Origin of the sequence: Streptomyces sp. NPDC090499 (genome assembly GCF_044769305.1) — a bacterium.
GTDB lineage: Bacteria > Actinomycetota > Actinomycetes > Streptomycetales > Streptomycetaceae > Streptomyces.
This window is the reverse complement of record NZ_JBIVXP010000016.1, coordinates 162,421-186,863: the sequence shown is the minus strand read 5'-3', so window position 1 is coordinate 186,863 and position 24,443 is coordinate 162,421. Positions and strand designations below refer to the sequence as shown.

Sequence of the window (24,443 nt, the reverse complement as noted above, 5' to 3'; positions counted from 1 at the left end):
ACCCGGGTGATCAACTCACGCGTGGTCGCTCACTCCTGCCCCTACTCCCCCGTGCCCTCCCAGTGGCTGCAGGCGACCGTCACTTCTCGATCGCGCGGTGCACGAACTCGTCGCGCGCGGCGTTGCAGGCGCGGGCGATCGCCGCCTGGGGAGCCAGCACGTCGAATGCGTGGAAGGCGCCTCCCCACATGTGGAGGTCCACGCTGACTCCGGCTTCCGACAGACGCAGGGCGAATTTCAGGGCCTCGTCGCGGAAGACCTCCGACGACCCGCAGTCGATGTAGGTGCGCGGGAGGCCGGAAAGGTCAGTGGCACGCGCCGGAGCGGCGTACTGGGAGACGTCCGGGCCACCCCGTCGTTCACCCAGCAGCGAGGTCCAGCCGAAGAGGTTGTCGTCGCGGTCCCAGATGGGCCCGCCGACGACCATCCCGCTGCTCTGGTTGTCGAGCCGGTCGTCGAGCATCGGGCCGATCAGAATCTGATGGGTCAGGCTGGGGAAGCCACGGTCGCGGGCGAGGAGCGTCGCGCCCGCGGCCAGACCGCCGCCCGCGCTGGTTCCGGCGATCATGAGCCGGTCGGCGTCGATGCCGAGTTCGTCGGCGTGCCGCGCGGTCCACACCAGGCCCGCGTAACAGTCCTCGACCGGCGCGGGGTCGGGATTCTCCGGTGCCAGGCGGTACTCCACCGAGACCACCACAGCCTTGCCTTCGACCACGTACGGCAGGAAGGCTTCGACGCCGATCCTGCGGTTGCCGCTGACCATGCCACCGCCGTGGATGTAGTAGATGCCCGGCAGATCGGTGGCGCCGGCGACGGGGCTGAGGATCAACAGGGTGATGTCCGGAGCGCCTTCGGGCCCGGCCGCCTGCACCTCCGTGACCTTCACCGTCCCGTCCACCGTGAGGTCAGCCGGCTCCGCACCGGGGATGCCGTTGTCGACGACGTCCCGAGAAGCGGCGAGCGTGTCGGCTGTCACCTGCGGAATGAAATCGCGCAGGACGGCGGCCACGGGTGCCAGTTCCGGGTCGAAGGGCGGCAAGACCGGGTTGTCGGGAAAGATCGAGCCTTGCACTGTGCTCATCGTGCGTCTCCTTATGGGTGGGCCTGATGTTCGGTCCCTCAATGCCCGGGCTTCGGCACGGGGTTGTCCGAGGACCGTGTGACGGCCGGCGGCCGCATCGACGGTGTTACCGCTGGCTGGTGGTGCGTTTCGGGGAATGCGCCCGGGGGCGCGGCACGCGGGTGGACGCGTGCCGCACCGCCGCATCGGCCGCCTTCGGATGAGCGACGGGCACATATGGCGGTGGGGTGCCGTGGAGAACTTCGTCACCGCGCGGTCCCGTACGAATGGCGGACCCAGGCCATCAGGCTCGTCTTCGTCGACCGGCACGTCCCCGCGCTCCCACCACCGACGCGCGGGAGCCGGCGCTGTGTGCCGACGAGTGGCAGCGGCCACCACGGCGCGCCCGCGCAGGACGGACGCGACCGCCGTGGTGCCCGCCGCCGACCGTTCCGGCTAGGAGGCGGTGGTGCCCGCCGACGGGTTCAGCGCCTGCTCCCACTCCTCGTCCGGGATCTGGGAACGCAGGTACTGCAGGGACTCGTCGACGAGGCGGCGGGCGCGGAACTGGTCCACGCCGATGAGGGTGCCGCGGTGCTTGAGGACGCGTCCGTCGACCAGCACGGTGTCCACGTCGCCGCGGCCGGCGTGGAAGACGATGTGGCCGGCCGGATTGTTGACGGGGATCTTGGCCGGGGCGTCGGTGCGCAGCATCACGAGGTCCGCCCGCTTGCCCGGGGTGATCGAACCGATGATGCCGTCCAGGCCGAGGGCCCGCGCACCGCCGAGGGTGGCGTACTCCAGCACGTCCTGGGCACGCAGCGGGTTGATGGCCAGCGCCTCGCCGCCCTGCTGGGAGCGCAGGTGGGCCAGTGCCCGGTCGGCGTTGACGGTGGCGCGCATGCCGGAGAACATGTCGCCGCTGCCCCACACCTCGGTGTCCAACGACAGCGAGACCGGAACACCGAAGCGGCGTGCCTGCGTGGTGGCCGCGTAGCCCATCCCGCCGTTGAGCTCGCTCTCCGCCGAGATCGACAGCTGGGCTCCGGTGTCGGCGATGATTCGGAAGGCGTCGTCGCTCAGGGAGGAGGCGTGGACGAGGGTGTACGACGGTGACAGCGAACCGGTCTCCTGGAGGAACTTGATCTGTTCGTCACCGAGGAGCCCGAAGCTGCCGGCATGGGTGCTGACCGGCAGGTCGCGGGCGCGGGCGAACTTCAGGGCCTCGCGGGCGTCGTCGGTGGGACCGTAGATGATGTCCACCGCCAGCTGCAGGGTGACGAGCTGGTCCGGCAGGCCGCTGAACCGCGCCTTGAGAAGCTGGTCGACACGGCCGTCGACCACCCAGCCCAGATCGGGGGCGAAGACGTTGCCGTAGGCGAACCGGGCGCGTCCGGGCGCCTCGAACAGCGCGTCCACGGCCGCGTCGGCGTGCTCGGGGGTGCGCGATCCGTGGGACCAGTCCGTGACGGTGGTGATGCCGTCGTTGACGGCCTCGACCATGGTCATGTAGTTGGCCGCGTAGATGTCCTCCGGCCGGAACAGGGGGCCCCACTTGATCATGAGCCACTCGATGTACTGGGCCATGGTCCAGTCCACGCCGATGCCGCGCAGGGGGGCCTGCCACATGTGCCGGTGGGTGTCCACGAAGCCGGGCAGGAGCAGCGCTCCGGCGGCCTCGATGACGGTGGCGTCGGCGGGCGCCTCCAGCGCCTTGCCCACCGACTCGATGGTGGTGCCCCGCACCAGGACGTCGGTGTCGGGCAGCACGCCGGTTCCGGGATCCATCGTGACCACCGTGGCGCCACGGAAGAGGACGGGTCGGCCGGACGCGAAGGCGTCGTCTCCTGCGGTCCCCGCTCCGGACCCGGACTCGGTCCCGCTCGCTGTGTTCTCCATCGAAGTTTCCTTGCTGTCTGGTCGTCTGTCTTGTGTGATCAGGGTCGGCTCAGATGTCTGAACCGCGTTCGGTGGCGGAGATCAGGCGGCCGTCGTGACCGTCGGATCGCTCAGGTCCGCGGGAGCCGTGCTCCAGGTGTCCCAGCTCTCCGCACAGCCGTCGATGTGGGATGCCTGGCGGTCGCCGGGCTGAAGGCGGGCCGATCCTCGATCAAGGCGCCCGATGGCTGCCGCACCGCCGCGGGGCCGGTCGGGACCTGAGCGAGTGGCCCTTCCGCCGGCACGCTTCCGGTTCAGACGGTCTTGATCGTGCCGCCGTCGATGACGTAGTTGGCGCCGGTGATGTTGCCGGCCACGTCGGACAGGAGGAACGCGATGAGGGTCGCGATCTCCTCGGGCCGGCTCATACGGCCGCTCGTGACGTGCAGGTCGTCCACCAGCTTCTGGACGAACTCGGCGGGGGTCAGGCCGAGCGCGGCGGCCATCGCGACGGCCGGGCCCTCGGGGTCCTCGTAGGCGGCGGTGTGGACCAGGCCGGGGGACACGGTGTTCACGCGGACGCCCTGGGGGCCGAACTCCTCGGACAGGGCCTTGCCGAGCGCCGTGACTGCCGCCTTGGACGCGCTGTAGGGCCCCGGTCCGCTCGAAGGGATCTGCGCGACGGTGGAGGCGACGTTGACGATCGCTCCGCGGCGCTCGATCAGGCTGGGCAGGGCCGCGCGAACGGCCCGGACGGTGCTCAGCACATTGATGTCGAAAACACCGCTCCACGTGGCGTCGTCGTTGTCGAGGAAGGCGTAGTTCGCGGTGCCGTTGGTGCCTCCGACGTTGTTCACCAGCAGGTCTATGCCGCCCAGCTCCGCCACGGCGGTCTCGATGACGGTGGAGACCCCTTCCGCGGTGCTCAGGTCGGCCGACACGGGGTGTGCGCCCGTCTCCTTCAGCTCGGGCGAGATGCTGCGGTCCGCGCCCACGACACGGACACCTTCGCCGATCAGGGTCCGGACGGTGGCCAGGCCGATGCCCCGGCCGGCGCCGGTGACGACGGCCGTCTTGTCGGTGAGGTTGAGGTTCATGGCACTCCAACTCCTTGGCTATGGGTACGAAATGGCGAAATGCCGATGGCACGCCGGGCCAGATCGGAGCCCCGGCGAGGCCGGGCGTTCTCAGGCGTCGACCGGGTGCCAGGCCGGTCGGCCCCCCTCGATGCGGACTCGGCCGAAGGGCACGTCGGCGAAGTGGATCCCGAAGCCGATGGTGTCGGGTTCGGCGAGTTCGTCGACAAGGCTCTGCCGGAGGCTGACGGACTGTTCGGGGGCGTGGTCGGCAACGACCTCCCACTGAGGCTCGGCGATCTGGACGGGGGCGTGGAAGGCGTCGCCGAAGGCGATCACCCGCTGCCCTCCGGCGCTTATGACATAGGCGGCGTGCCCCTCGGTGTGGCCAGGGGTGAGCATGACGCGGACGCCGGGGAAGATCTCCTCGCCGTCGACCACGGTGCGTACCTGCGGCTCCAGGGCCTTGATGATGTCGCCCATGCCGCGCTCTGCGGCGTGGTGACGCTGGGCCCACTCGGGTTCGGTGACCAGGTAGTCGGCTCCGGTGAACGCGGGCCGGTCGCTGCCGGGGGCGGGATGCCAGGCCCACCCGACGTGGTCGTGGTGCAGGTGAGTGAGGGCGACCGCCTCGATGTCCGCAGGGCTGCGGCCGAGCGCGGCCAGGCTGCCGAACAGCGCGCCGCTGCTGACGACGGTGCCGAACGGGTTCGACGGCGCCGCCTCCAGCGGGCCCATTCCGGCGTCGATGAGCAGGGCACGGTCGTCGCGCTCCACGAGCAGGCCGCCGAAGCCGCTGGCCAGGTGCCCGGACTCGTCGAGGTGTTCCGGGTACCGCGCCCAGTCCTCGTCGGTGGACCCGGGCAGCCAGAGCCGGGCATTGACCACGCCCCCGCCGTCGGGAACGTAGGTCAGCTTCGTATCGCCGAGGTTGAAGGTCCGGATGCCCGAGGGGCGACGGTACCGCTCGCTCAGGGTTGACGTCGTGTCCGCCATGGGTCATGCCTCCGTACACAGCAGGTCACCGCTTATGACTTGAAAGGATATGGCTCATACCTATCATGAGTTGAAGAGGCTTGCTAGTCTTGTCCCATGACGACATCGGATTCGCAGGCGGCAGCGCGGTGGTGGGAGCTGGGCAAGCTGGTGCACGAGCTGGACATGCAGAACAACGCACGGCTACGCGAGCGCGTGGCCAAGATCGGTCTCACCATCGCGCAGGCCTCGGCCCTGCGTGAGCTCACGGCCCCCATGACCCTGAGCGAGCTGGCCGCACAGATGGGCTGCGAACCCTCGAACGCCATCGTCGTGATCGACAAGCTGGAGAGTCAGCAGCTGGTCGAGCGGCGCCCCCACCCCACCGACCGCCGGGCCAAGCAGCTCAGCCTCACCCCCGAAGGCATCGAGGAGCAGAAGAGACTGCTGAAGCTACTGTTCGAGGAACCTCTTGTGACAGGACTGACGGAGCAGGAGCAGGACACTCTGCAGGACCTGGTGCAGCGAGCCATATCCGCTGCTCAAACCCCCCAGGCCTGAAGACGACCTCGGCGATCGCCTCCGCCGTCGGGCGGAAAGCGTTGTGCTCTCTTTCGTCTCCTGGTGCCGCGGCTTCGCCCTGGCTATGAAAAGGCTCGGGCCTCACCGCGGTAGGTGAGGCCCGAGTGACGGTATTCATGCAGGTCCCCACACATACCGGGCACGCCGCCGACCACGGTCTCCTCCTGCCCGAGAAGACGGCCCCGTTACCCCGCGTTGCCTGGACACAGTTCCGTCGCGCGCAGAACTTCGCGTCCCAGCCTCCCAGCGGAGGAAGCCCGAGTGGACCTCTTGACGTCCCCGGCCCGTCGGTATCCGTCCGGCGACCTCGGTTCAGAGGGCCCCGCCGGGCCGCAGGCATCCGCCCCGCTCCACCGAGCACCGGCTCCATCGCAAGGCCTCGCACCCGCATTCGGTCGCGCTACCGCTCCTGCCGGCGGGCTCGGTCCCGCCATCCCGTTGAGTTCCCCGCGGAAAGGCCAAGGGTGGCGGCCTGAGCCAGAAGCACGTCGAGCAGCCATCGATGACCGGGGTCGCGTGCCTTGCTCGGGTGCCACCATGCGGCCTCGGTGAACGCGGGCAGCGGCACGGGCAGTTCCAGTTCGCGCAGATCGGGGACCGGGTACTGCCGATGCGTACGTTCGTGCACCAGCGCCAGCAGGTTGGTGCCGGGCAGAAGCTTGCTCGGAGCCGTGAAGTTCTCGACGCGCACGGCCCACTGCCGGTCGATGCCGAGCGGGGCCAGTCCGGCATCGGCCGGCAAGCTCTGCCCGGTGGCGGAGCGGTACGGCATGATCCACCGAGCGCTCCTGGCCTCGGCCTCCGTCAGCCGGTCACCAACCGTCTCGTTTCCGCGCCAGGTGAGACACACCCAACGATCGGTGTACACGTCCGCGCTCGGCACATCCGGGAGAGAAACCAGCCCTCGCGGCACGATCAGCAGGTCAACCGCTCGCAGCGTCCCCATGGTGTCGCCGATGACGGCCTCGTTGATGGGCCGGAAGTCCAGACGGACTCGGGGAGCCTGGGCGGCCACCGCGTGAACCAGCGCCGGGCCGAGGATCTCTAGCGTCGCGTCGGAACACTGCAGGACGAACGCCCGCTCGGACAGGGAGGGGTCGAAACCAGGTCGCGCGGCCAGCAGTAGCCGCAGGTGTTCGATGACTTCACCGAGTTCCTCCCGCAGGCCCTCGGCCAGTGGGGTCAGTTCGTAGCGACCGCCCTCCCGGACGAGGAGTTGGTCGTCGAAGTGCCGGCGCAGCCGGGCCAGCGCCGCGCTCGCGCCGGGCTGGGTCAGTCCCACTCGCTTCCCCGCTCGCGTCACGCTGCGTTCCTCGAGGATCGCGTGCAGCACGACGACGAGGTTGAGATCCAGGCTGAGCAGCTCCATCGAGCTCTCTCTCCTCCAGGACTGATGGGAACCCCGGGCGGAGCCACGACCCGCCCAGCGACCGATGGAACGTCTGTCCACATCGGTGATGACCGCCGTGGCGCATCATTCCACGCCTCACGGCTGTGCAGTGGGTGCGGAGTCTCTGGCGACCGGAAGCGAGCAGGGTCCGCCATAAGCAGGCGTGATGCCGGTGCATACCGAGACGGTGTTGGCCTCCGAAACATCCACCGGCCGATGCTTGTCACGAAGGCACGCATCGGCTGCGCAACTCCCAAGGAGGGAACCGTTGTGACGCGTCCCGTTGTTTCCTCGATCGACCACGCGGGCTCGTGGGCACTGACCCAACTGTCCACCGACGGTGGGCGGATCGTGCCCGCGCTGGTCGCCCACGACCGGGCACTCGACCTCTCCGACCGCCCGGAGGTGGGTTCTCCGCGCAGTACTCTCGACCTGCTGGCACACTGGTACGCGACCGAAGAGGTGCTGGCCGCGCTCGCCGCTGACGCGACAGCGCCGTGGCGGCCGCTCGCGGAGTTCCGGATACACGCTCCGGTCGACCCGCCGCAGGTGTTCCAGTGCGGAGCCAACTACCGCACGCATGTGATCGACATGACCGTGGCCTATCACGACGGCACCGACGGCCGTGCGGAGGAGCAGGTCCGGACCGAGGCCGCGGCCCAGATCGAGAACCGGCTGCAACGTGACCCGTACGTGTTCACCGGTCTGCCGAGCGCGGTGTGTGGCGCCTACGACGACGTAGTGCTGCCGTTCGATGGTCAGAAGCCCGACTTCGAGCTGGAGTTGGCCGCGGTCATCGGCCGGCGGGCGCGCCGCCTGAGTCCGGATGAGGCACTGGACGCCGTCGCCGGCTGGGTGATCGTCAACGACCTCACCCTGCGGGAACGCTTCCTCAGCACGGACTACCCCGAGATGGGCTCCGACTGGCTCGCGGCCAAGAACTCCCCGACGTTCCTGCCGTGCGGGCCGGTGCTCGTCCCGCGGTCGGCCGTCCCCGACGCGTCCGGCATGCGCCTCACACTGCGGCTCAACGACGAGGTCATGCAGGACGAGACGACCAAGGACATGATCTTCGACGTCGCCCGGGTCGTCGCGCACTGCTCGAAGGTCGCCACTCTCCTGCCCGGCGACCTCGTACTCACCGGCAGCCCGGCGGGCAACGGCATCTTCCACGGACGGCTCCTGCGCCCGGGCGACCGTATGGACGCGACGATCACGGGGCTGGGCGCCCAGTCGAACGCCTGCGTATCCGAGAAGTGAGCCACACCGCCGCCGGCCACCACGCCGCACAAAACGGCGTCGATCCCCACCGACCCCGAGACCTTCCTGCCAGAGACGGAGCTCAGCCATGGCCGACCGGCTCATCACCCACCTGCGTCACGTGGACATCGCGGTGCCCGACTTCGACAAGCAACGTGAGTTCTTCACGAATCTGTGGGGCCTGACGCCGGTCGCCGAGGACACCGGCGTCGTGTTCCTGGCGGCCGAGGGGTCCCCGGAACAGTACATCGTGCGGCTGCGCCGGGACCGTCAGAAGCGCCTGGACCTCATCGCCTACGGAGCCGCCACCGCGGCCGACGTGAACGCGCTGGCCGCCGGACTCGGCACCGCGGGAGTCCGGCTCATCAGTGAACCGGGCACCTTGCGGACGGCCGGCGGCGGCTACGGCTTCCGGTTCTTCGACGTCGACGGCCGCACCGTGGAGGTCTCCGCCGATGTCGCCACTCGTCGGCACCGACGCATCGAGGCACGCGAGTCCATCCCGGTGCGGCTCTCGCACGTCGTCGTCAACTCCCCCGACATCGCGCGCACCCAAGCCTGGTACGAGCGGCATCTCGGCTTCGCGCACAGCGACACGCTGAGCCACCCCAGAAACGGCGACATGATGACGTTCCTGCGCTGCAGCCCGCAGCACCACAGCATCGCCATCGCCAAAGGCCCGCACGTCTCCCTGCACCACATCTCCTTCGAGATGCGCGGCCTGGACGAATACATGCGCGGCACCGGCCGGCTGCTGCGGGCGGGCACGCGACTGCTCTGGGGACCTGGACGGCACGGGGCCGGCGACAACACGTTCAGCTACTTCCTCGACCCGAGCGGGAACACCGTCGAGTACAGCACCGAACTGCAGATCATCGACGAGGACACCTGGCATCCGAGCGTGCATGACGCCACCGTGGCGGAGGAGCAGGACCAGTGGGGCACCGCCAACCCGGCCGACGAACAGATTCTCAAGGAGACCTTCAACGACGTCGACCGCGGCCTGTTCGTCGCACCCCCTCTGTGATCGGGACAGCCGACGTCCTTCTCCACGGAGCCGGTTCGACATCCCGCCCCGAGCGCACAGGCAGCCGTAATTCTTGAGCGTTGACGCGCGTGTGCCGGAGCGAGGTTGAGCCGGCCCTTGAAGGACTCGTCGACCGACTCGATCACCTGCATCAACGCCTTGAACAGCGGGGCGTCGGGTCGTTGCGGCTCGCCCTTGCGGGTCGCGCCGCGATCAGCCCCGGTCCACCAGGGTCTCGCGTTCGTCGACCTTGGCCCCGGTCACCACGTGTAGGCGCAGGCCCGAAAGGAAGCCGCTGTGGCTGGCACGGTGCTGTACTCGGCCCATCCGCCCAGGTCTGCGTGGAACACACGATCCACACGCCGTCCCTCCGTACGGAGGTGTCGGGGGCCGGCAGCCGGATCTCTCGCCGCAGGTGCAAGCGGGCGTGGCCAAGCCACTTCGCCTCGGCGGTGAAGCCCAGCACGGCCTGCATCATCACGATGCGTGACCAGCTCGGCATCGGTCAGCTGCGGAACGATCCCGCTGGCCGCACGCGTGCTCCGACACGTCTCCGAGCACTGCGCACGAGGGTTCGGCGTGGCCGTCGTCGCGGTGGCGGCCCTGGTTCTCGCTCTGGTGCGGGCCCGGCACGCGCGGTCGGGGCGGTCAGGCCGATCGGGTCGGTCAGATACAGGAAGTCCACGGCGCGGGCCGGTGAACCGGGGCACGACCCGCGCCGTGGGTCAGGCCTCTGCCTGGGTCAGCACTTCCACGTCGTCCACTTCATCTCGCCCTGGAGCGTGCCGTCGGGCCAGGTGACCGGCGTGGTGATCTGGAAGCCGGTGGAGCCCTGGCCCGGGTAGTACCAGTAGTAGTGGCCGTCGACCCGCTTGCCGTAGTGGACCTCCAGCCAGCCCTGGGAGTGGTGCCAGAGCGGCTGGAACCAGTACTGGCCCTTGTAGCCGGCCCGGACGGTGTTGGTCTGTGTCTCGGTGACCGTGTGCTTGTCGCCGACGGTCCAGGACTGGTTGGTCTCCACGCTGGCCTTCATGCCCAGCTGGATCTTGTCGGAGAAGCCCGAGCTGACTTCGAAGGTCTCCTTGGTGCCGTAGGTATAGGAGGTGTTGGTCTCGTATGCGGCGGAGCGAGCGTACGTGGCGGGGTCGGTGCCCTCACAGTTGTTGAACACGTTGCTCGCCGCGTGCCAGTAGCCGGGTGCGTTCCAGGAGCTGACCTCGTGGTATTGGCACAGGTCGGGCTTGCCGGCGTTGCAGTCACCGATCACGTCGGGCTTGTCGCTGCCCCAGCCGGGCGTGGCCGCGCTGGCCGTTCCCGTGGAGAAGGGGATCGTCAGCAGGGCGAGAGCGGGCGCCATCAGAGCGGTGCGGCGCAGGGTCCGCTTGAAGAGCTTCATGGACGTTCTCCTGGTCGTGCGCCGGCGTCGAGATACCCGGCGTCGGACAGGAGCGTTGTCGTCCGGGAGTTGATCGGACACTCGTCTCCCCACGTCAATCAATAGCTTGACCTGGGGAAACACCGCTGTTCACCGACCAGCCGCGGACCCGTCACACACCCGCCGGTACGGCACCTCTGGTACATACGTCCGCCACTGCGCAGCCGTCAGGCCGATACCCCCCGCCCGCGCGCACACCCGCGCGACCGCCCGCGCCGGATCGACCGCGTACCGCTGGAACGGCACGTGCGCGCTGCTCGCGTACACCGTCGTGCCGTCGGCGCTGAAGGCGATCGAGTCGATCTCCTCCCCGGGGGTGGTGAGGGGACTGCCAAGGGGCTGTTGGGTGAGGACGTCCCACAGTTGGAGGCTGCCCGCGTCGCCGGCGACGGCGAGGGTGCGGCCGTCGGGGCTGAGGGCGAGGGCGCTCACCCCCTCGGGGGTCGTGCCGAGCGGGACGGTGAAGACGTTGCGCAGGATGCCCTCGCGATGCCGCAGCTCCCCGTCCCACAGGGCGACCCGGCCCGTCTGGTCACCGGCCGCCAGCAGCGAGCCGTCGGCGGAGAACGCGAGCGCGCCGATCTCCTCGCCCTGGACGAGGTCGGGTGCCCCGGTCCGGCCCGACGGCAGGCTCATCGCCCTGCCGTCGCCGACCAGCAGACCGTTGTCGGGGCGCACGCCGAGGTGGCTCGCGCTCACACCGGTCAGGACCGAGGTGCGGCGCCCCCGGGCGACGCTCCACACCTCGTCGGTCACGGCGCCGACGGACGTGGCGCGGGCCACGTACAGGGTGCGCCCGGCCGGTCCGAGGGCGATCTCCAGCGCTGCGGCCCCGGGCAGGTCCACCGAGGTCAGCACCCGTCCGCGCGCCACGTCCCAGACGGTGACCGGCTGCGCCACCGCCTCCCGGCCGGGCGCCGAGATGCCGTACGCGAACCGGGTGCCGTCGGTACTGAACGCCAGCAGGGGAAGGGTGTCCTGTGGCACGACGGGCAGGCGCGGATCGGCCGAGACGGGAACCGGGACCGCCGGGAGGGTGCGCAGGACGCGGCCGTCGGCGGTGGAGTTCAGGCGGAAGGTGTACTGGCCGCCGGTGCGCTCGGCCGTGGCGTAGGTGGTGCCGTCGGGGCTCAGGCGTACGCCGTCCAGCGCGGTCGGACGCCAGGCGGGGGTGACGGCCGGGCCGAGGTCGAGGGTGTGGACGGTGCCGCCCTCCAGGTAGCGCAGGGTGCGGCCGCCGGCGTCCCAGAACAGGCCGCCGTAGAGATGCTGGTTGTTGAAGGAGTGCCGGAAGACGGGGGCCCCGGTGTCGGTGAGCCGCCAGACGCGGACCTCCCCGCGGTCGGCCGTGGCCAGGAAGCCGCCGTCGGGGCTGAAGGAGGCGTACTGCACCCCGGTGTCGTACACGTCGGCGACCTGTCGGCCCGTGCCGGTGTCCCAGACACGGAAGCCGGTACCGGTGGCCGCGGCCAGGCGGTCGCCGGCGAGCGCGAGGAACGCGGTGTCCTCGTCGCAGAGGCGGTCCCGTTGCCAGGCGCCGGGCAGGGCACGGCCCGTGACGGTGTCCCAGACCTGTGGGGTCCCCCCGGAGGGGCACAGGGCCGCGAGCCGGCCGTCGGCGCTCAGTGCGGTGGGCGCGGTCTGCGGCGACCGGGTACCGAACAGCACGCGGCCGTCCGCGACCGAGCGCAGCCCCACCTGGTCTCCCTCGACGGACAGGAAGGAGCGGCCGTCGGCGGTGAAACGGAGGTCGCCGGCGTAGGACCGCGGGTCCGGGCCGCCGGTCCAGCGCCCGGTGGCCGTGTCCCACAGCCGTACCGTGTTGTCCTCCAGTGTGACGCCGAGCACGCGCCCGCCCGGGCCGATGTCGGTCACCGTGCCCGACGGCACCCGGCCGGAGCCCAGGGCGCGGTGCGTGACCACGTCCCAGGTGCGCCAGGCGCGGCCGTCGGCGCTGAGCAGGGTGCGACCGCCGTCGGCGAGGGCGCGGCTGGGGCGGTCGCCGGGGGTGGGATCGGTGAAGGTGTCGGTCTCCACCTGGTCGAGGGAGCCGAGCAGGGCGCGGCGGGTCTCGGGGAGTTCGGAGATGCGCCAGGCGGCGGCGCCCAGCAGGAGGGCGGTGCGGGGGTCGGTGGTGCGCAGGGCGTCGGCGACGTCGGCGACGCGGCGGGCCGCGTTCTGGGTCTGCTGCAGCCGGTTGGCGTCGTACTCGCGCCAGACCACGAAACCGGTCAGCAGCGCGACCGCCAGGACGGCGGACAGGGACACGGTGAGGATGCGGTGGCGGCGGCTGATCCGCGCGGCCGCCCGGCGCTCGGCCTCGCGGGCGTCCAGGGCGGCGGTGAGGAAGGTACGTTCCGTCGCGGTGAGGGCGGGGTCGGCGAGGTGGCCGGGGAACAGTTCCTCGGCGCGGGCCAGCCGGGTGCCCCGGTACAGGGTGCCGGGGTCGCGGTCGTGCTCCAGCCAGGCGCGGGCCGCGTCGGCGAGCATCCGGTGGTGGCGCAGCCGCTCGCGGTCCTCCTCGATCCAGTCGTGCAGCCGGGGCCAGGAGCCGATCAGGGTCTCGTGGGCGAGCTGCACCCCCTCCTCGTCGGCGGTCAGCAGCCGGGCGCCGGTGAGCCGCTCCACCACGACCGGCACGTCCGGGTCGGCCCACTCCGCCAGCTCGGCGCGGCCGAGGGGGCGCCGGGTGTCGGGGGTGCCCTGGCCCGGCTCGACCATGCGCAGCAGCAGATGCCGTGCGGCACGGGCCTGGGTGGGCGTCAGGCCGCCGTAGACCTCCTCGGCGGTCGCGGCGATCGCGCCGCGCACCCCGCCCGCCGCCTCGTACGCGGCCAGGGTCAGCATGCGGCCCTTGCGGCGGCGCCAGGTCTCCAGCAGGACGTGCGAGAGCATCGGCAGGCCGCCGGGCTCGTCGAGGACCTCCTCCACCAGGCGGGCTGTCAGCGTCCGCTCGACGATCAGACCCGCCTCCTGGGCCGGTCCGACGACCGCCTCCCGAAGTTCCTCCGCGGTCATCGGGCCGAGCAGCAGCCCGCCGCCGCGCAGGGCGTCGGCGAGGTCGCGGTGCTCGGCGCAGCGGGCGTAGAAGTCGGCGCGTACCGCGACCAGGACGCGCAGCCGGGTGTCCGGGTCGCGGGCGGCGAGCAGCAGGTCGACGAAGAGTGAGCGCTCCCGTGGGTCCCGGCAGAGGGTGAAGATCTCCTCGAACTGGTCCACGACGACCCAGCTCTCCGGCTCGCCCGGGGCGGGGGTCAGCAGATGCCCGAAGTTCGTGGCGGGTGTCGGGCCGGGGGTGAGGATGCGCAGGACGGCCGGGGTGCCGTGCCGGACGATCTCGTCCCGCAGCCGCGGGATCAGTCCCGCCCGCAGCAGGGACGACTTGCCGCTGCCGGAGGGGCCGAACAGGACGGCGAACCGGTTCTCGCACACCAGGGTGTTGACCTCGTCGACCACGCGGTCCCGCCCGAAGAAGAGGACACGGTCGCCGGGCTCGAACCGGGCGAGGCCGCGGTACGGCGCCGGGCCCTCGGTCTCCTCCTCCGCCGGGGCCTGCGCAAGCTCCGCCTCCGCTTCCTTCCAGCGGGGCTCCCACTCGTCGGGGTCGCCGCCGCAGGCCTTCACATACCCGCGCACCACGTCCAGGGAGGGCAGGCGTTCGCCCGCCGCGGCCTGGGACAGCGTTGTCGCGGAGTATCCGGCCGTCTTCGCCATCGTGCGGTACGAGGGGCTGCCGGCGGATCGGCGCAGCTCACGGAGGTGGTACGCGAGGCTCTGCACGGGGCCGGCTTCGGGGTCCACGGGTATTTCGGGTCGGGCCACGTGCGCCCACCTCCGTACGACTGGCGGCTTTCGTAGGGCTTTCGTACGGGCCGGAAGTGACGATGACACGATGTACGGACAAACTGCGGATGACCCGGCCTTCCGGAATTGATTGCAATGGCGAAGGGGCCTGCCAATCAACGCTCCGGTGGCGAGCGTCGATGGTGACGCATCACCTCCACCGACCAACCGGAGCACACCATGCCCAGCAGCCCCCTGCGCCGTATCGGCCTCACCGCAGCCGCCACGTCCGCACTCCTCGGAGTCGCGGTGTCCGGGCTGGGGAACGGGATCACCGCCGCGTCCGCCCCCACGGCGACCCGCCACATGAAGATCAACGCCGAGACCGTCGCCGACAAGCACGTCGACTTCCCGCAGATCCACTGGAACATCGAAGGAGGCTCCTCGGCCTACCTGAGGATGCTCGACGATCTGCGGTCGCTGGCCCGCAGCGCGGCCAACGCGCGCATGGTGCCCGACGTCACCACCAGCAGGGGCCAGCATGTGAACGTCTTCATCACCGACAACACCAAGACGAGCAGCTTCGCCGATGTCGTGATCACCAGTGGGCAGACCCGCGCGCTGCACGTGATCATCAGGCTGAGCGACTTCTACGTCGTGCGGTTCTACAGCGTCGAGTCGCCGAGCAACTTCGTCCTGAACCTGGCCCCCGAGATCCCCAACGCTGCCACCAGCGACGACAACTGGTTCTTCGGCAAGGAGGGCTACGACGCCCTCACCCGCGTCGCGAACCAGGCGCTGACAGACGTCAACATCAACGAGTTCGGCTTCGAGCAGAGCCTGATCAACCTCACCATCCGCGGCACCGACCGCACCCAGCAGGCGCGCGCCATGCTGCGGCTCATCATCGGCATCTCCGAGGCGGCGCGGTTCCGCCCGATCGCCGGGCGGGTCGCGAGCGGCATGGACACGGGCGCCGACGTGCACATCAGCCAGCAGCAGGTCGGCCTGATGCGCAACTGGTCCGGGATCAGCCACGTCTTCGTCGGCCGCACCAACAAGACCGACCCCCGCGCCAGCACGAGTGTCGCCGGCGTCAGCATCTCCGACGTCAGCGTGGCGGCCGACCTGCTGGCCGTGGCCCTCAACGACGGGAAGAACCCCAACCCGAAGGACGAGCTCTGACCGTCCCGGCCTGATCCGGCGCAGACCGCCCCCGGCGGGGCACCCACCCCCATGTCCTGTCCCGCCGGGGCCCTTCCCGACGCGCGCTGATCAGTTCCGCGAACGGCCCACGCGCGGGACGATCTTGCCGTCGACTGGCCCCACGCTCCACCGCCTCACCCGTGCCGCTGCAGTCGCGGGCAGCGCCGCCGCCCTGCCCGAGTAGCGCCTCCGGGGGCGTGCATCGTGAACGCCTCCGACTGGGGCGACGCCAAGTTCGACGACCACCTCGACAAGGCCAAGCCCAGCGCCGCTACGTCCGCCCCCTACGCCCGATGTCCGGCGGATGGACAACCCGCGCGGACTCTGCAGTGGCCGCATTCCACCGGGGTGGCGTTCACGATCCACACTTCGTCGCTCCACGGCGTGGTGTCGGTGGCCAGCACCCGGATGGTGCGGCGGATCAGCGAAGACAGCGCCCGCAGAGGTTTGTCGCAGCCCAGTTGCTGTGGCAGGCAGGGGGCAGGCGACGCAGGTGGGTGCGGGTGTGGCCGAGCCGGCGGGCCTTGCCGGTGAAGCCGAACAGGGCCTGCATCACCCCCGGGGTGACCGGTTCGGTGTCGCTCGGTTCGGGCGCCATGCCCGCCCTGGGCCGCCACGGGGCCAGGTGCGGAGCCGCTTTCAGCAGATCGTCCGTTCCGACGTGGAGTGCGGTCGCGAGGGTGTCCAGGTTGTTCGTCACGCAAACGATCTTGGACTCCCTCGTCCAGGTCTCGTGACCGTTTGCGACCGCTGTCTCCTGCCATTCGGCTGTCGTGGGCTCATGGGCACCTGCTGACCGAGGGGCAGCAACGGAGCTAGGCGCAAGGGTGCCTGAGATCAAGCGTTGATGGGGTGCCAGGCCGCCCGGTTGCCCTCGATGCGGACGCGGCCGAAGTACGCGTCCGTGAAGTGGACACCGAAGCCGATGATGCCGGGTTCGGCGAGCTCGCGGACCAGGCTCTGGCGCAGGACGACGGACTGTGCGCGGTCGTGGTCGGCCGTCACCTCCCAGTGCGGGTGGATGATCTGGACCGGGTTGTGGAAGGCGTCACCGAAGGCGATCACCCGCTGTCCGCCTGCGCTGATCACGTAGGCGGTGTGTCCCGCACTGTGGCCGGGGGCGAACCTGACGTGGACGCCCGGGAAGATCTCCTCACCCTCATCCACGGTGCGCACCTGCGGCACGATGGCCTTGATCATGTCGGCCTGGCCCTGGGCTTCCGCGAAGTGACGCTGGGTCCATTCGGGTTCGGCGACCAGGTAGTCGGCGTCGGCGAAGACGGGGCGGTCGCTGCCGGACGCGGGGTGCCAGGCCCACCCGAAGTGGTCGGAATGCAGGTGGGTGAGTGCGACCGCTTCGATGTCGCCGGGACTGCGGCCGAGCGCGGCCAGGTTGTCCACCAGCGCGCCGCCGCTGGCGATTCCGTACGGGTTCTGGGGCGGCCCCACCGACAGCGGGCCCATTCCGGCGTCGATGAGCAGTGCGCGGCCGTCGCGTTCCACGAGCAGTCCGCCGACGCTGGCCACTATGTTCCCGTCGTCGTCGAGGTACTCGGCGTGCTGCGCCCAGTCCTCGTCGGTCGGCTCGGGGAACCAGATCCGGGCGCTCATCGTGGCCACGCCATCGGGGACATAGGTCAGCTTGGTGTCGCCGAGTGTGAGTGACCGGATGCCTGCGGGGCCATGGATCTGCTCGTCGGTGTGCGACGTCATGTCCGCCATGAGCCTTACTCCCTTGGTTATGAGTTTAATTATTTGATTCGGTGAGACGGTCGAAGATCGCGAGGACGTCGCTCGTGGACGTGGGGACCTCGTAGTCGGCCTTGTCCAGAACGTGCGCCCAGTTCTGGACAAGCGACTCGGGCGTGAGGTCGCGGTCGTAGTAGCCCAGGGTTTCGGCGACGAAGACGAGCGCGACACGACCGCCGCCGACCGCGACAACCTGGCCGTTGACCGGACAGCTTTCGTGAGCGAGCACGGCGACGGCCGGGGAGGTCAACCGGGTCGGCATCGTCGCTTCGAACTTCGCCTTCTCGGCATCGGTGCCGTACTTCGCGATCGAGGTGATGGACGTATAGGCCCCCGGCGCCACGGCGTTCACGCGGATGTCGAGGTCGCCGACCTCGTTGGCGAGGACGCGAGTGAGGCCGTAGACACCGCCCTTGGAGGCCGCGTAGGCACCCTGCCCTGAGTTGCCGTACATTCCGTGCGCCGACGTGGTGTTGATCAGCCGGCCGTAACCGCGTTCGACCAGATGCGGCCAGACGGCGTGCACGACGTGGCGCGTGCCGTTCAGATTGACCTTCAGCACGGTCTCGAACTGGTCGTCGGTCTCTTCGAGCTGCGGGGCGACCAGTGAGACTCCCGCATTGTTGATGACGATGTCGACATGCCCGAAGCGTGCGATGGCTCCGTCGACCAGCGCCCTTGCCCCCTCGGCGGTGGATATGTCGTCCGGGCTGGCTATCGCGGTGATCCCGCGGGCGGTCAGTTCCGACACCGCGCCGTCGGCGCCGTGGACGTCGTTGACCACGACGGTGGCCCCTCGGGCGCCGAGCAGTTCCGCGTGTGCTCGTCCGATGCCGCGGGCGGCCCCGGTGATGATCGCGACCCGTCCGTCGAAACGCAACTCGCTCATGCTGTCCTCCCGGGCATTGAGTTCCATGTCGAGGCATACGGAAAGGGGTGTCCATCGAGATCGGATCGCGCATCCCAGACCCACCGGCGGCGGTGCGCCGGAGCTTGCAAGCCCCGTCCCGTGCCACCCGAGGAATCTACCGTAATATTTACAGTTTAGACTTCTGGATACCATCCCGAAAGTGCCATGGAGCTCTCGATCCGAGGAGCAACAGACACAGGGCCTGCACCACGCAAAGCGCTGTCGTGGCGGTCATCGGCGCGGCATCGGGTATCGGTCTCGCGATCCGCAGAAAGCTTTGCCTCGAGGGCGCCACCCCTGGCCCGCTGGATCGCCACGAAGCCCGCAGCCACCCCGGCACCCGGTTGACCAGCATGAACGCATCAACGATCAAGAACTACAACTGCCGTGTCAGAGTGCACCGTGAATTCGTCGGGCGACCGACGATCTCCGCCGGAGCCATCCACCCCCGACGAGCACGAGCATCCCGGACCCGTGTCCTGCAACTCCACGTCGCCCTGTGCTCATTCGGTGTCGACTGTGTCAACATCCGTCCACAGCATCGAACATGCTTGCCGGACTCTGCGTACCACCATGCATGAACGCGTACAGGGCCGTGACCGCGGCACTCCTGTTGGCCGCCCTCGCCCCCACTACCGCCTGCAGCGCCCTCCAGCACAACAGCGATGACTCACCGGGACATGCCGTGGCGTCCTCGGGAACTCCGGCGGGGTCGGCCACCGCCCCGGCGCAGGGGTTGCAGGTCGCCAACGACAGCAGTGAGGGCGCTGACTGCCGCTGGGCCGCCGCCTACCCCGTCTACCCGGGGGCCGACGCCCTCAGCGCGGCGATGAAGGCCGACATCCAAAAGCGGGTCCCCGCCTTCCTGACGGCCGCCGACAGCCGATCGCGCTGCCCGGTCGGAATGGAGGCGAATATCGCCTTCGACACACTGGTCGCCTCCGGCAACGTGGTCGGGGTCCGGCTGACCACCCAGGACTACACCTCCGTCAACTCCGGCCTGAATACTCGCGATTACTGGTACGACGGCGCGACGAAGACCGGGACCTCCCCGCTGGCGCTCATCGCGGACGCGAAGACCGACACCTTCGCCGCACTGCTGTCACAGAAACTGAAAGGCCGCCCGGGCCTCCTGGTCGACAATTTCAGCGACCCCGCGCAGCGCGCCGGCTTGCTGACCAACCTCTACTTCCGCCGCAACGGCGATCTCGTCGTGTACTTCGACCAGGGCACCATAGCCGCGCCCGCCGTGGGCGTCGTGCAGCTCGTCCTGCCCAAGGCCCAAGTACTCCCGCTGCTGTCCGACTTCGGGCGGCGGGCCCAGCAGCAGACCATCAGCCCGTCCGGCAAGCTGGACCTGGGCGCCTCCAGCCCGGCGGTGCCAGCCTTGCCCAGCACCCAGCCCGCGCCTACCGAGGCCGACTGCCTGAAGGTCAAGTGCGTGGCTCTGACCTTCGACGACGGCCCCGGCCCGTACACCGCGAAACTGCTGGGCATCCTGGCCAAGTACCAGGCCCACGCCACCTTCTTCACCGTCGGCCAGAATGTCGCCGCCAGCCCAGAACTCGTCCGTGCCGAGGCCGCGGCCGGCGACGAGGTCGGCAACCACTCCTGGAACCACCCCGACCTGACCCGCCTCACCGCCGCACAGATACGCGACCAGATCACCCGCACCAGCGACGCCGTCAAGGCCGCCACCGGGGCCGCGCCCACCCTGCTGCGGCCGCCCTACGGTGCCGTCAACACCACGGTCAGCCAGACGGCCGACCTGCCCATGGTGCTCTGGAGCATCGACACCGAGGACTGGAAGTACCCCGACAGCACCAAGGTCTCCGACGCCGTGATCAACAAGGCCCGCCCTGGCGACGTGGTGCTCATGCACGACATCCACCCCACCTCCGTCGCCGCCGTCCCCCGCATCCTCAGCACCCTCGCGGCCCGCGGCTACCATTTCGTCACCATCAGCGAGCTCTACGCCAGCCACCCGCTCAAGACCGGCTACGCCTACGGGGCATTCGGTGCCGCCTACGGACGCTGAGCCCCGGCGCCGACCGAACCTGGTCGGCGCCTCGCTCACCCGACTGCTTCAGGACCGGCGTCGCGAGGCATGAAGCCGTGGCGCGACTTCCGCAGACCGCGATGCGATCGGAATCGCACAACGTCGATTCGCACACCCCGTCCTCACCGTGGAACGGCACGGCTGAAGCAGCTCAGTCATCGAGGACGACCAGGCGCCGTAGCCCGCCGGCGCTCTCCAGCCGGGTCCACGACAGTCCAGGCATGTGAGCGAGCGCGAACGGCACGCCGTCCGCGACGAGTTCGGCGGCAGTGGCCGCGGCGGACCGTCGTGCCTCGGCGCCGTCCACGTCGCCCACTCCTGGCCAGCCGTCCTCAAGGAGCTCGACCGGGCTGTGTGCCACATCGCCGATGAGCAGGCCGCGCTCGCCGCCGGAGACGATCTCGACGACTGTCGTTCCCGGGGTGTGACCCGGCACGTGCCGCAAGCGAACGGCCGGTGCGATCTCGGCGGCGTCCGTCCAGAGCTGCACTCGGTCGGCGACCGGTGCGAACCTGATGAGCGGAAGGTCGTTTTCACGCTCCATTCTTAGACCGGGATACTCCGCCGAGTAGAAATGCGCCCAGTCCGCCTCGTGGACGTGATAGATCGCGTTCTCGAAGGTCGCGCTCCCGTTCCGGGTGACCCAGCCGGTGTGGTCGTAATGCAGGTGCGTGAAGACGATGTGGTCGATGTCGCCGGCCTCCAGTCCCTTCTCGCGCAGGGCATCCAGCAGTGCGCCGCCGGTGTACGGCTCGGGAGGCTCGGGGCCGACCCCGAGGTCGACCAGGATGTTGTTCCTTCCGTCCCGGACCAGAAACCCCCCCACCGTGAACTCGACACGGCCGGCCGCGTCAAGAAAATCCCGGTAGGGGGCCCACCGATCGGCCGCCACACCCGGGTATGCGGTCGCCGGGTCGATCCTGAAATCCCCGTCGATGAGGCCGTCGATGGTGATGTTCCCGATTTTCACGAGATCTCCTTACTACGAGGGCGAGTACGGGGAGATGGCCGGAGGCCAGGATTTCCCTCGCCACACGCATCCCGGCGAGGTGTCGGTTCTACGCCGCCGGGTTCCTGTCGGAGCCGTCGTAGAGGCAAACGCTGTCGGTGATCACCGTCACGCTTCGGTCCACGGCCAGTCCATCGGGGGCCGGGGGCAGTCTTTCAACCAGTCGGGAGGCCGTTGCGAGGTCGGGACACAGGTACTCCTCCACAAGGTCGCAGCCGAGTCCGGCCGGTGCGCCGGGTTCGTCGAGCGGGACGTTGAGTACGCATGCCGGCGCCACGTCGCGGAGTGTGCGTGCCCTCAGGGACAGGGACGCCGCCCACGCCGCGACAAAGCTGGTGTGATCCGCGGCAGGTTCTCGCCAGACGAAGCGAAATACCTTCGTCCCCTCACGCATGCCGCTCAGTATCGTGACCTCGTAGCAGAATGTGCGAGTTTCTTCGACCGGAACGCCGAATGTAGCTGCACCGTCCTGGGCCATCAACAATTCGGACGAAGGGTTGGAGTGGTGCGCTCGGCGCGCCTCCACCGTCCGGTAAGTGACGATGCCGACGCCATCGTAGTCGCGGGAACACGTGGGAGCCGAAATCTCCTGATTCACGTCGCACTGCTCGTAGCGAACGACGTTGTCGGCGTACCCCGGCTTCGCCCTGCCAAGGCTTCCGTGGTGGCGCCAACGCGCCATGAAGGAGTCATGATCGAGGGCCGGATTACGGAGGGCAAGGTAGATCGACTTCGGGTGCTTGCTGATCATCACCTGGTGTCCTTGGTCGTTGACGAATGGGCGGTGGCCGGCGAGAACGCCAGAATCCCGGCAGCGTTCCGGCCGGATTCATCAGTCGCCTCGGCTCCAGTTGCCGGCCTCAGCTGTGGAGGGAGATCTGGTGAATGCCCTGCGGGTCGTCGAGACGCAGTCCCGCATCGGTTCGCGAGACGAGTCCGCGTTCACGCAGGTCGCGGATGGCGCGGCCGGCGACCTCGCGCACCGAGCCGATCGCGTCCGCGATCTCCTGCTGGTCCTGCACCACGACCAGGTCGTCGCCGCGGCGCACCGCCAGGTCGAGGAGGTGGCGGGCGACGCGTTGCCGGACCGAGCCGAAGAGGGCGGACGACATCATCTCGATCACCTCGGTGCAGACCCTGCCCACGAACTGGGCGACCGGCCAGCCGACCGCCGGCTCGGTACGCGCGAAGTGTTGCAGCCGACCGACGTTGAGAAACAGCACCTCCGCCGCGGTGACGGCCTCGGCGGTGACCTCCTGGCTATCGGTCACGACGGAGACCATGCCGACGCAGTCGGCCCGGCTGGCATAGCGAATGGTCGCCTTGCGCCCCTCCGGTGAGGACGCCACGATCCGGACAAGACCCGAGATCACCAGAATCAGCCGGGGATCGTCGTGCGCGCGGTAGATGATGTGGCCGGCGGGGATCGTCAGTGCCACGGCGGTGTCGCGCAGCTCGGACTGTACCTTTCCCGGCAGCTGCGCCAGGAAGCTCGACGACCACGCCTGGTCCACGGTCGACTCCGGGTGGGCGTACTCGCCCTTTCCCTCCGCGCGATGCGTCACAGCCGGCCTCCTCGCCGCCCACTGTATCCGCACCACGCCATGGCTTCACACGCCACCGATCCCGAGCTCACGCGGGGTGTTCACCAGCAGTTCGGCACCTCCCTCACGGACGACCATGAAGTCGGCGAGCATGCAGCCGACGTCCGGCTTCCAGGACGGGTCGTGCAGGTCGATGTTGTTGCCGAACGCCATGCCCTCCTCCAGCACCAGATCCCCGATGCGAGAGCCGTCCAGGGCGGGGCTGCCGTAGCCGGGCCGGTAGATCACCGTCGGGAACTCGGGCGAGGCGAGGCCCATGGCGTGGAAGCCGAGTTCGACGAAGTCCAGACCGGCGCGCTCGCTGGGACGCCTGACGGCTTCCCACGCCTCCCGCAGGGTCACGCCCGGGCGGAACGCCTCGCGGCTGGCGTCCAGGCACTCCAGCGAGACGTCCCAGATCTTCCGCAGCTGCGCCGGCACCCGTGGACCGACGTGCACGGTGTACTCGGTGTGCACCAGGTATCCACCGAACTTGGTGTGGAATTCGGTGATGACGAGGTCGCCCTCGGCCAGGGGGCGGGTGGTGGGCGTGCTCGGCTGGTCCGTGCCGTGCAGAAGGTGCCACAGCTCTTCCGTGGGATGTTCGACGGGACCGGACGCGAGCAGGTTGAAGATGTTCGGTTCGCCGCCCTCGGCGATCTGGGTCTGGACCATCTGGGCGTACACCTCGGCCTCGGTGGCGCCCGGCCGGCTCGCCGTGACGAGAGTGTCCACGACCTTGCGGGCGATCTGTGCCGCCCGGCGCATGAGGTCGATCTCCTCTTCGCTCTTGACCATGCGCATGTGCTGGAGCACGTGGCTGAAGTCGACGAACTTGGCGTTCGGAAGCGCGGTCTCCAGGCCGCGGAGCTCACCGTCGAGGAACGTCGGCGTGGTCTGGATGGTGGAGTTGAAGCCGACCAGCCCGATCCTGGAGTGCCCCAGGCCCCGATCGCGCAGCTCGGCCGCCAGCTCGACCACGCCGTGGCCGATCCTGATGTCGGTCACCCAGTCCTGCACGCTCTCCTGGTGGTGGAACGGCCTGCTCATATGGGCGACGGCGTTGTAGAGCACCGGTTCGGCGTCGAGGAAGAACAGCGCGTGCGATCCCATCTTCGCGCCGACTCCCGTGACGTAACGCAGGTTCGCCAGGCCCATGTCCCAGTAGATGTCGTTGCCCAGGAACACGAGGACGTCGACGTCGGCCATGAGCATGCGCTTGCGCAGGGCGTCCCAGCGGCGGTTGCGCTCCGCATGCGAGAGCCGTGGCATGTGCCGGCCGGGCACGGTGGTGGGGCGCGCGCCGCGAGGTACCGCGTGCGGGGGGAACGGTTGCGGCAGGCCCAGCGCCCGGACTTCGGGGCCGAGCAGCGGGGACTCACCCGTCAACAGAACGGTGTCGCCGTCCGTCGCCTTCAGGTCCGTTGTGGTCGTGTGGTCAGTCGTCATGGTTCCTGCCTG

General features: G+C 69.5%; 19 protein-coding genes. 5 read left to right on the top strand and 14 right to left on the bottom strand.

The window, feature by feature from the left end; all coding sequences use genetic code 11:
• Positions 1-79 precede the first annotated feature (79 nt).
• The 4 genes from ACIQVL_RS39775 to ACIQVL_RS39760 all read right to left on the bottom strand — a co-directional run bounded on the left by ACIQVL_RS39775 (position 80) and on the right by ACIQVL_RS39760 (position 5,010).
• On the bottom strand, positions 80-1,081 hold the full coding sequence (locus tag ACIQVL_RS39775) for an alpha/beta hydrolase (protein ID WP_403477844.1): 1,002 nt from the start codon (positions 1,079-1,081) through the stop codon (positions 80-82).
• A gap of 435 nt (positions 1,082-1,516) precedes the next feature.
• Positions 1,517-2,959 (bottom strand): amidohydrolase family protein, encoded by a 1,443-nt coding sequence (locus tag ACIQVL_RS39770; protein ID WP_403477843.1) that lies wholly within the window; start codon positions 2,957-2,959, stop codon positions 1,517-1,519.
• A 293-nt stretch (positions 2,960-3,252) separates the two neighbouring features.
• The gene (locus ACIQVL_RS39765) at positions 3,253-4,035 is read right to left on the bottom strand and encodes an SDR family NAD(P)-dependent oxidoreductase (RefSeq protein WP_403477842.1); all 783 of its coding nucleotides are present in this window, start codon (positions 4,033-4,035) and stop codon (positions 3,253-3,255) included.
• A 90-nt stretch (positions 4,036-4,125) separates the two neighbouring features.
• On the bottom strand, positions 4,126-5,010 hold the full coding sequence (locus tag ACIQVL_RS39760) for an MBL fold metallo-hydrolase (protein WP_403477841.1): 885 nt from the start codon (positions 5,008-5,010) through the stop codon (positions 4,126-4,128).
• A 96-nt stretch (positions 5,011-5,106) separates the two neighbouring features.
• Between ACIQVL_RS39760 and ACIQVL_RS39755 the strand changes: the two genes are divergently transcribed.
• The gene (locus ACIQVL_RS39755; RefSeq protein WP_403477840.1) at positions 5,107-5,550 is read left to right on the top strand and encodes a MarR family winged helix-turn-helix transcriptional regulator; all 444 of its coding nucleotides are present in this window, start codon (positions 5,107-5,109) and stop codon (positions 5,548-5,550) included.
• Positions 5,551-5,971: 421 nt separating this feature from the next.
• Here ACIQVL_RS39755 and ACIQVL_RS39750 read toward each other — a convergent pair whose 3' ends face one another.
• Complete coding sequence (locus tag ACIQVL_RS39750; protein WP_403477839.1) at positions 5,972-6,940, bottom strand: LysR family transcriptional regulator; 969 nt, start codon at positions 6,938-6,940, stop codon at positions 5,972-5,974.
• A 291-nt stretch (positions 6,941-7,231) separates the two neighbouring features.
• Here ACIQVL_RS39750 and ACIQVL_RS39745 point away from each other — a divergent pair, with 291 nt between their 5' ends.
• Together ACIQVL_RS39745 and ACIQVL_RS39740 are read left to right on the top strand one after the other, a co-directional pair.
• Positions 7,232-8,221: a fumarylacetoacetate hydrolase family protein gene (locus tag ACIQVL_RS39745; RefSeq protein WP_403477838.1), complete on the top strand. Its 990-nt coding sequence runs from the start codon at positions 7,232-7,234 to the stop codon at positions 8,219-8,221.
• Between the two features lie 88 nt (positions 8,222-8,309).
• Entirely contained in the window at positions 8,310-9,248 is a 939-nt protein-coding gene (locus ACIQVL_RS39740; RefSeq protein ID WP_403477837.1) for a VOC family protein, read from the top strand.
• A gap of 742 nt (positions 9,249-9,990) precedes the next feature.
• Here the strand turns inward: ACIQVL_RS39740 and ACIQVL_RS39735 are convergent.
• Together ACIQVL_RS39735 and ACIQVL_RS39730 are read right to left on the bottom strand one after the other, a co-directional pair.
• A complete protein-coding gene (locus tag ACIQVL_RS39735; RefSeq protein ID WP_403477836.1) occupies positions 9,991-10,644 on the bottom strand; it encodes a hypothetical protein in 654 nt (217 codons plus the stop codon).
• 129 nt (positions 10,645-10,773) lie between these two features.
• Positions 10,774-14,505, bottom strand: a complete 3,732-nt coding sequence (locus ACIQVL_RS39730) for a hypothetical protein (protein ID WP_403477835.1) — start codon at positions 14,503-14,505, stop codon at positions 10,774-10,776.
• Between the two features lie 201 nt (positions 14,506-14,706).
• On the opposite strand from ACIQVL_RS39730, the gene ACIQVL_RS39725 reads away from it, so the two are divergent.
• Positions 14,707-15,651, top strand: a complete 945-nt coding sequence (locus tag ACIQVL_RS39725) for a ribosome-inactivating family protein (RefSeq protein WP_403477834.1) — start codon at positions 14,707-14,709, stop codon at positions 15,649-15,651.
• 442 nt (positions 15,652-16,093) lie between these two features.
• Here the strand turns inward: ACIQVL_RS39725 and ACIQVL_RS39720 are convergent, their stop codons facing one another.
• From ACIQVL_RS39720 to ACIQVL_RS39710, 3 genes are all read right to left on the bottom strand, one after another.
• Positions 16,094-16,372, bottom strand: coding sequence for a hypothetical protein (locus tag ACIQVL_RS39720; protein ID WP_403477833.1), 279 nt, complete (start codon positions 16,370-16,372; stop codon positions 16,094-16,096).
• 137 nt (positions 16,373-16,509) lie between these two features.
• A complete protein-coding gene (locus tag ACIQVL_RS39715) occupies positions 16,510-17,394 on the bottom strand; it encodes an MBL fold metallo-hydrolase (RefSeq protein ID WP_403477832.1) in 885 nt (294 codons plus the stop codon).
• Between the two features lie 25 nt (positions 17,395-17,419).
• On the bottom strand, positions 17,420-18,310 hold the full coding sequence (locus ACIQVL_RS39710) for an SDR family NAD(P)-dependent oxidoreductase (protein ID WP_403477831.1): 891 nt from the start codon (positions 18,308-18,310) through the stop codon (positions 17,420-17,422).
• Between the two features lie 598 nt (positions 18,311-18,908).
• On the opposite strand from ACIQVL_RS39710, the gene ACIQVL_RS39705 reads away from it, so the two are divergent.
• On the top strand, positions 18,909-20,369 hold the full coding sequence (locus ACIQVL_RS39705) for a polysaccharide deacetylase family protein (protein ID WP_403477830.1): 1,461 nt from the start codon (positions 18,909-18,911) through the stop codon (positions 20,367-20,369).
• Positions 20,370-20,541: 172 nt separating this feature from the next.
• On the opposite strand, the gene ACIQVL_RS39700 is transcribed toward ACIQVL_RS39705, so the two are convergent.
• The 4 genes from ACIQVL_RS39700 to ACIQVL_RS39685 all read right to left on the bottom strand — a co-directional run bounded on the left by ACIQVL_RS39700 (position 20,542) and on the right by ACIQVL_RS39685 (position 24,431).
• Entirely contained in the window at positions 20,542-21,360 is an 819-nt protein-coding gene (locus ACIQVL_RS39700) for an MBL fold metallo-hydrolase (protein ID WP_403477829.1), read from the bottom strand.
• Positions 21,361-21,448: 88 nt separating this feature from the next.
• A complete protein-coding gene (locus ACIQVL_RS39695) occupies positions 21,449-22,150 on the bottom strand; it encodes an EthD domain-containing protein (RefSeq protein ID WP_403477828.1) in 702 nt (233 codons plus the stop codon).
• Between the two features lie 109 nt (positions 22,151-22,259).
• Positions 22,260-22,913, bottom strand: coding sequence for a Crp/Fnr family transcriptional regulator (locus ACIQVL_RS39690; protein WP_403477827.1), 654 nt, complete (start codon positions 22,911-22,913; stop codon positions 22,260-22,262).
• Positions 22,914-23,009: 96 nt separating this feature from the next.
• Positions 23,010-24,431, bottom strand: coding sequence for a M24 family metallopeptidase (locus ACIQVL_RS39685; protein ID WP_403477826.1), 1,422 nt, complete (start codon positions 24,429-24,431; stop codon positions 23,010-23,012).
• Between the last annotated feature and the right edge of the window lie 12 nt (positions 24,432-24,443).

What these genes read in the sequence shown, in the direction of transcription:
- ACIQVL_RS39775 (WP_403477844.1), bottom strand. Translation starts at nt 1,081, where the DNA reads ATGAGCACAGTGCAAGGCTCGATCTTTCCCGACAACCCGGTCTTGCCG.
- ACIQVL_RS39770 (WP_403477843.1), bottom strand. Translation starts at nt 2,959, where the DNA reads ATGGAGAACACAGCGAGCGGGACCGAGTCCGGGTCCGGAGCGGGGACC.
- ACIQVL_RS39765 (WP_403477842.1), bottom strand. Translation starts at nt 4,035, where the DNA reads ATGAACCTCAACCTCACCGACAAGACGGCCGTCGTCACCGGCGCCGGC.
- ACIQVL_RS39760 (WP_403477841.1), bottom strand. Translation starts at nt 5,010, where the DNA reads ATGGCGGACACGACGTCAACCCTGAGCGAGCGGTACCGTCGCCCCTCG.
- ACIQVL_RS39755 (WP_403477840.1), top strand. Translation starts at nt 5,107, where the DNA reads ATGACGACATCGGATTCGCAGGCGGCAGCGCGGTGGTGGGAGCTGGGC.
- ACIQVL_RS39750 (WP_403477839.1), bottom strand. Translation starts at nt 6,940, where the DNA reads ATGGAGCTGCTCAGCCTGGATCTCAACCTCGTCGTCGTGCTGCACGCG.
- ACIQVL_RS39740 (WP_403477837.1), top strand. Translation starts at nt 8,310, where the DNA reads ATGGCCGACCGGCTCATCACCCACCTGCGTCACGTGGACATCGCGGTG.
- ACIQVL_RS39735 (WP_403477836.1), bottom strand. Translation starts at nt 10,644, where the DNA reads ATGAAGCTCTTCAAGCGGACCCTGCGCCGCACCGCTCTGATGGCGCCC.
- ACIQVL_RS39725 (WP_403477834.1), top strand. Translation starts at nt 14,707, where the DNA reads ATGCCCAGCAGCCCCCTGCGCCGTATCGGCCTCACCGCAGCCGCCACG.
- ACIQVL_RS39715 (WP_403477832.1), bottom strand. Translation starts at nt 17,394, where the DNA reads ATGGCGGACATGACGTCGCACACCGACGAGCAGATCCATGGCCCCGCA.
- ACIQVL_RS39710 (WP_403477831.1), bottom strand. Translation starts at nt 18,310, where the DNA reads ATGAGCGAGTTGCGTTTCGACGGACGGGTCGCGATCATCACCGGGGCC.
- ACIQVL_RS39705 (WP_403477830.1), top strand. Translation starts at nt 18,909, where the DNA reads ATGAACGCGTACAGGGCCGTGACCGCGGCACTCCTGTTGGCCGCCCTC.
- ACIQVL_RS39695 (WP_403477828.1), bottom strand. Translation starts at nt 22,150, where the DNA reads ATGATCAGCAAGCACCCGAAGTCGATCTACCTTGCCCTCCGTAATCCG.
- ACIQVL_RS39685 (WP_403477826.1), bottom strand. Translation starts at nt 24,431, where the DNA reads ATGACGACTGACCACACGACCACAACGGACCTGAAGGCGACGGACGGC.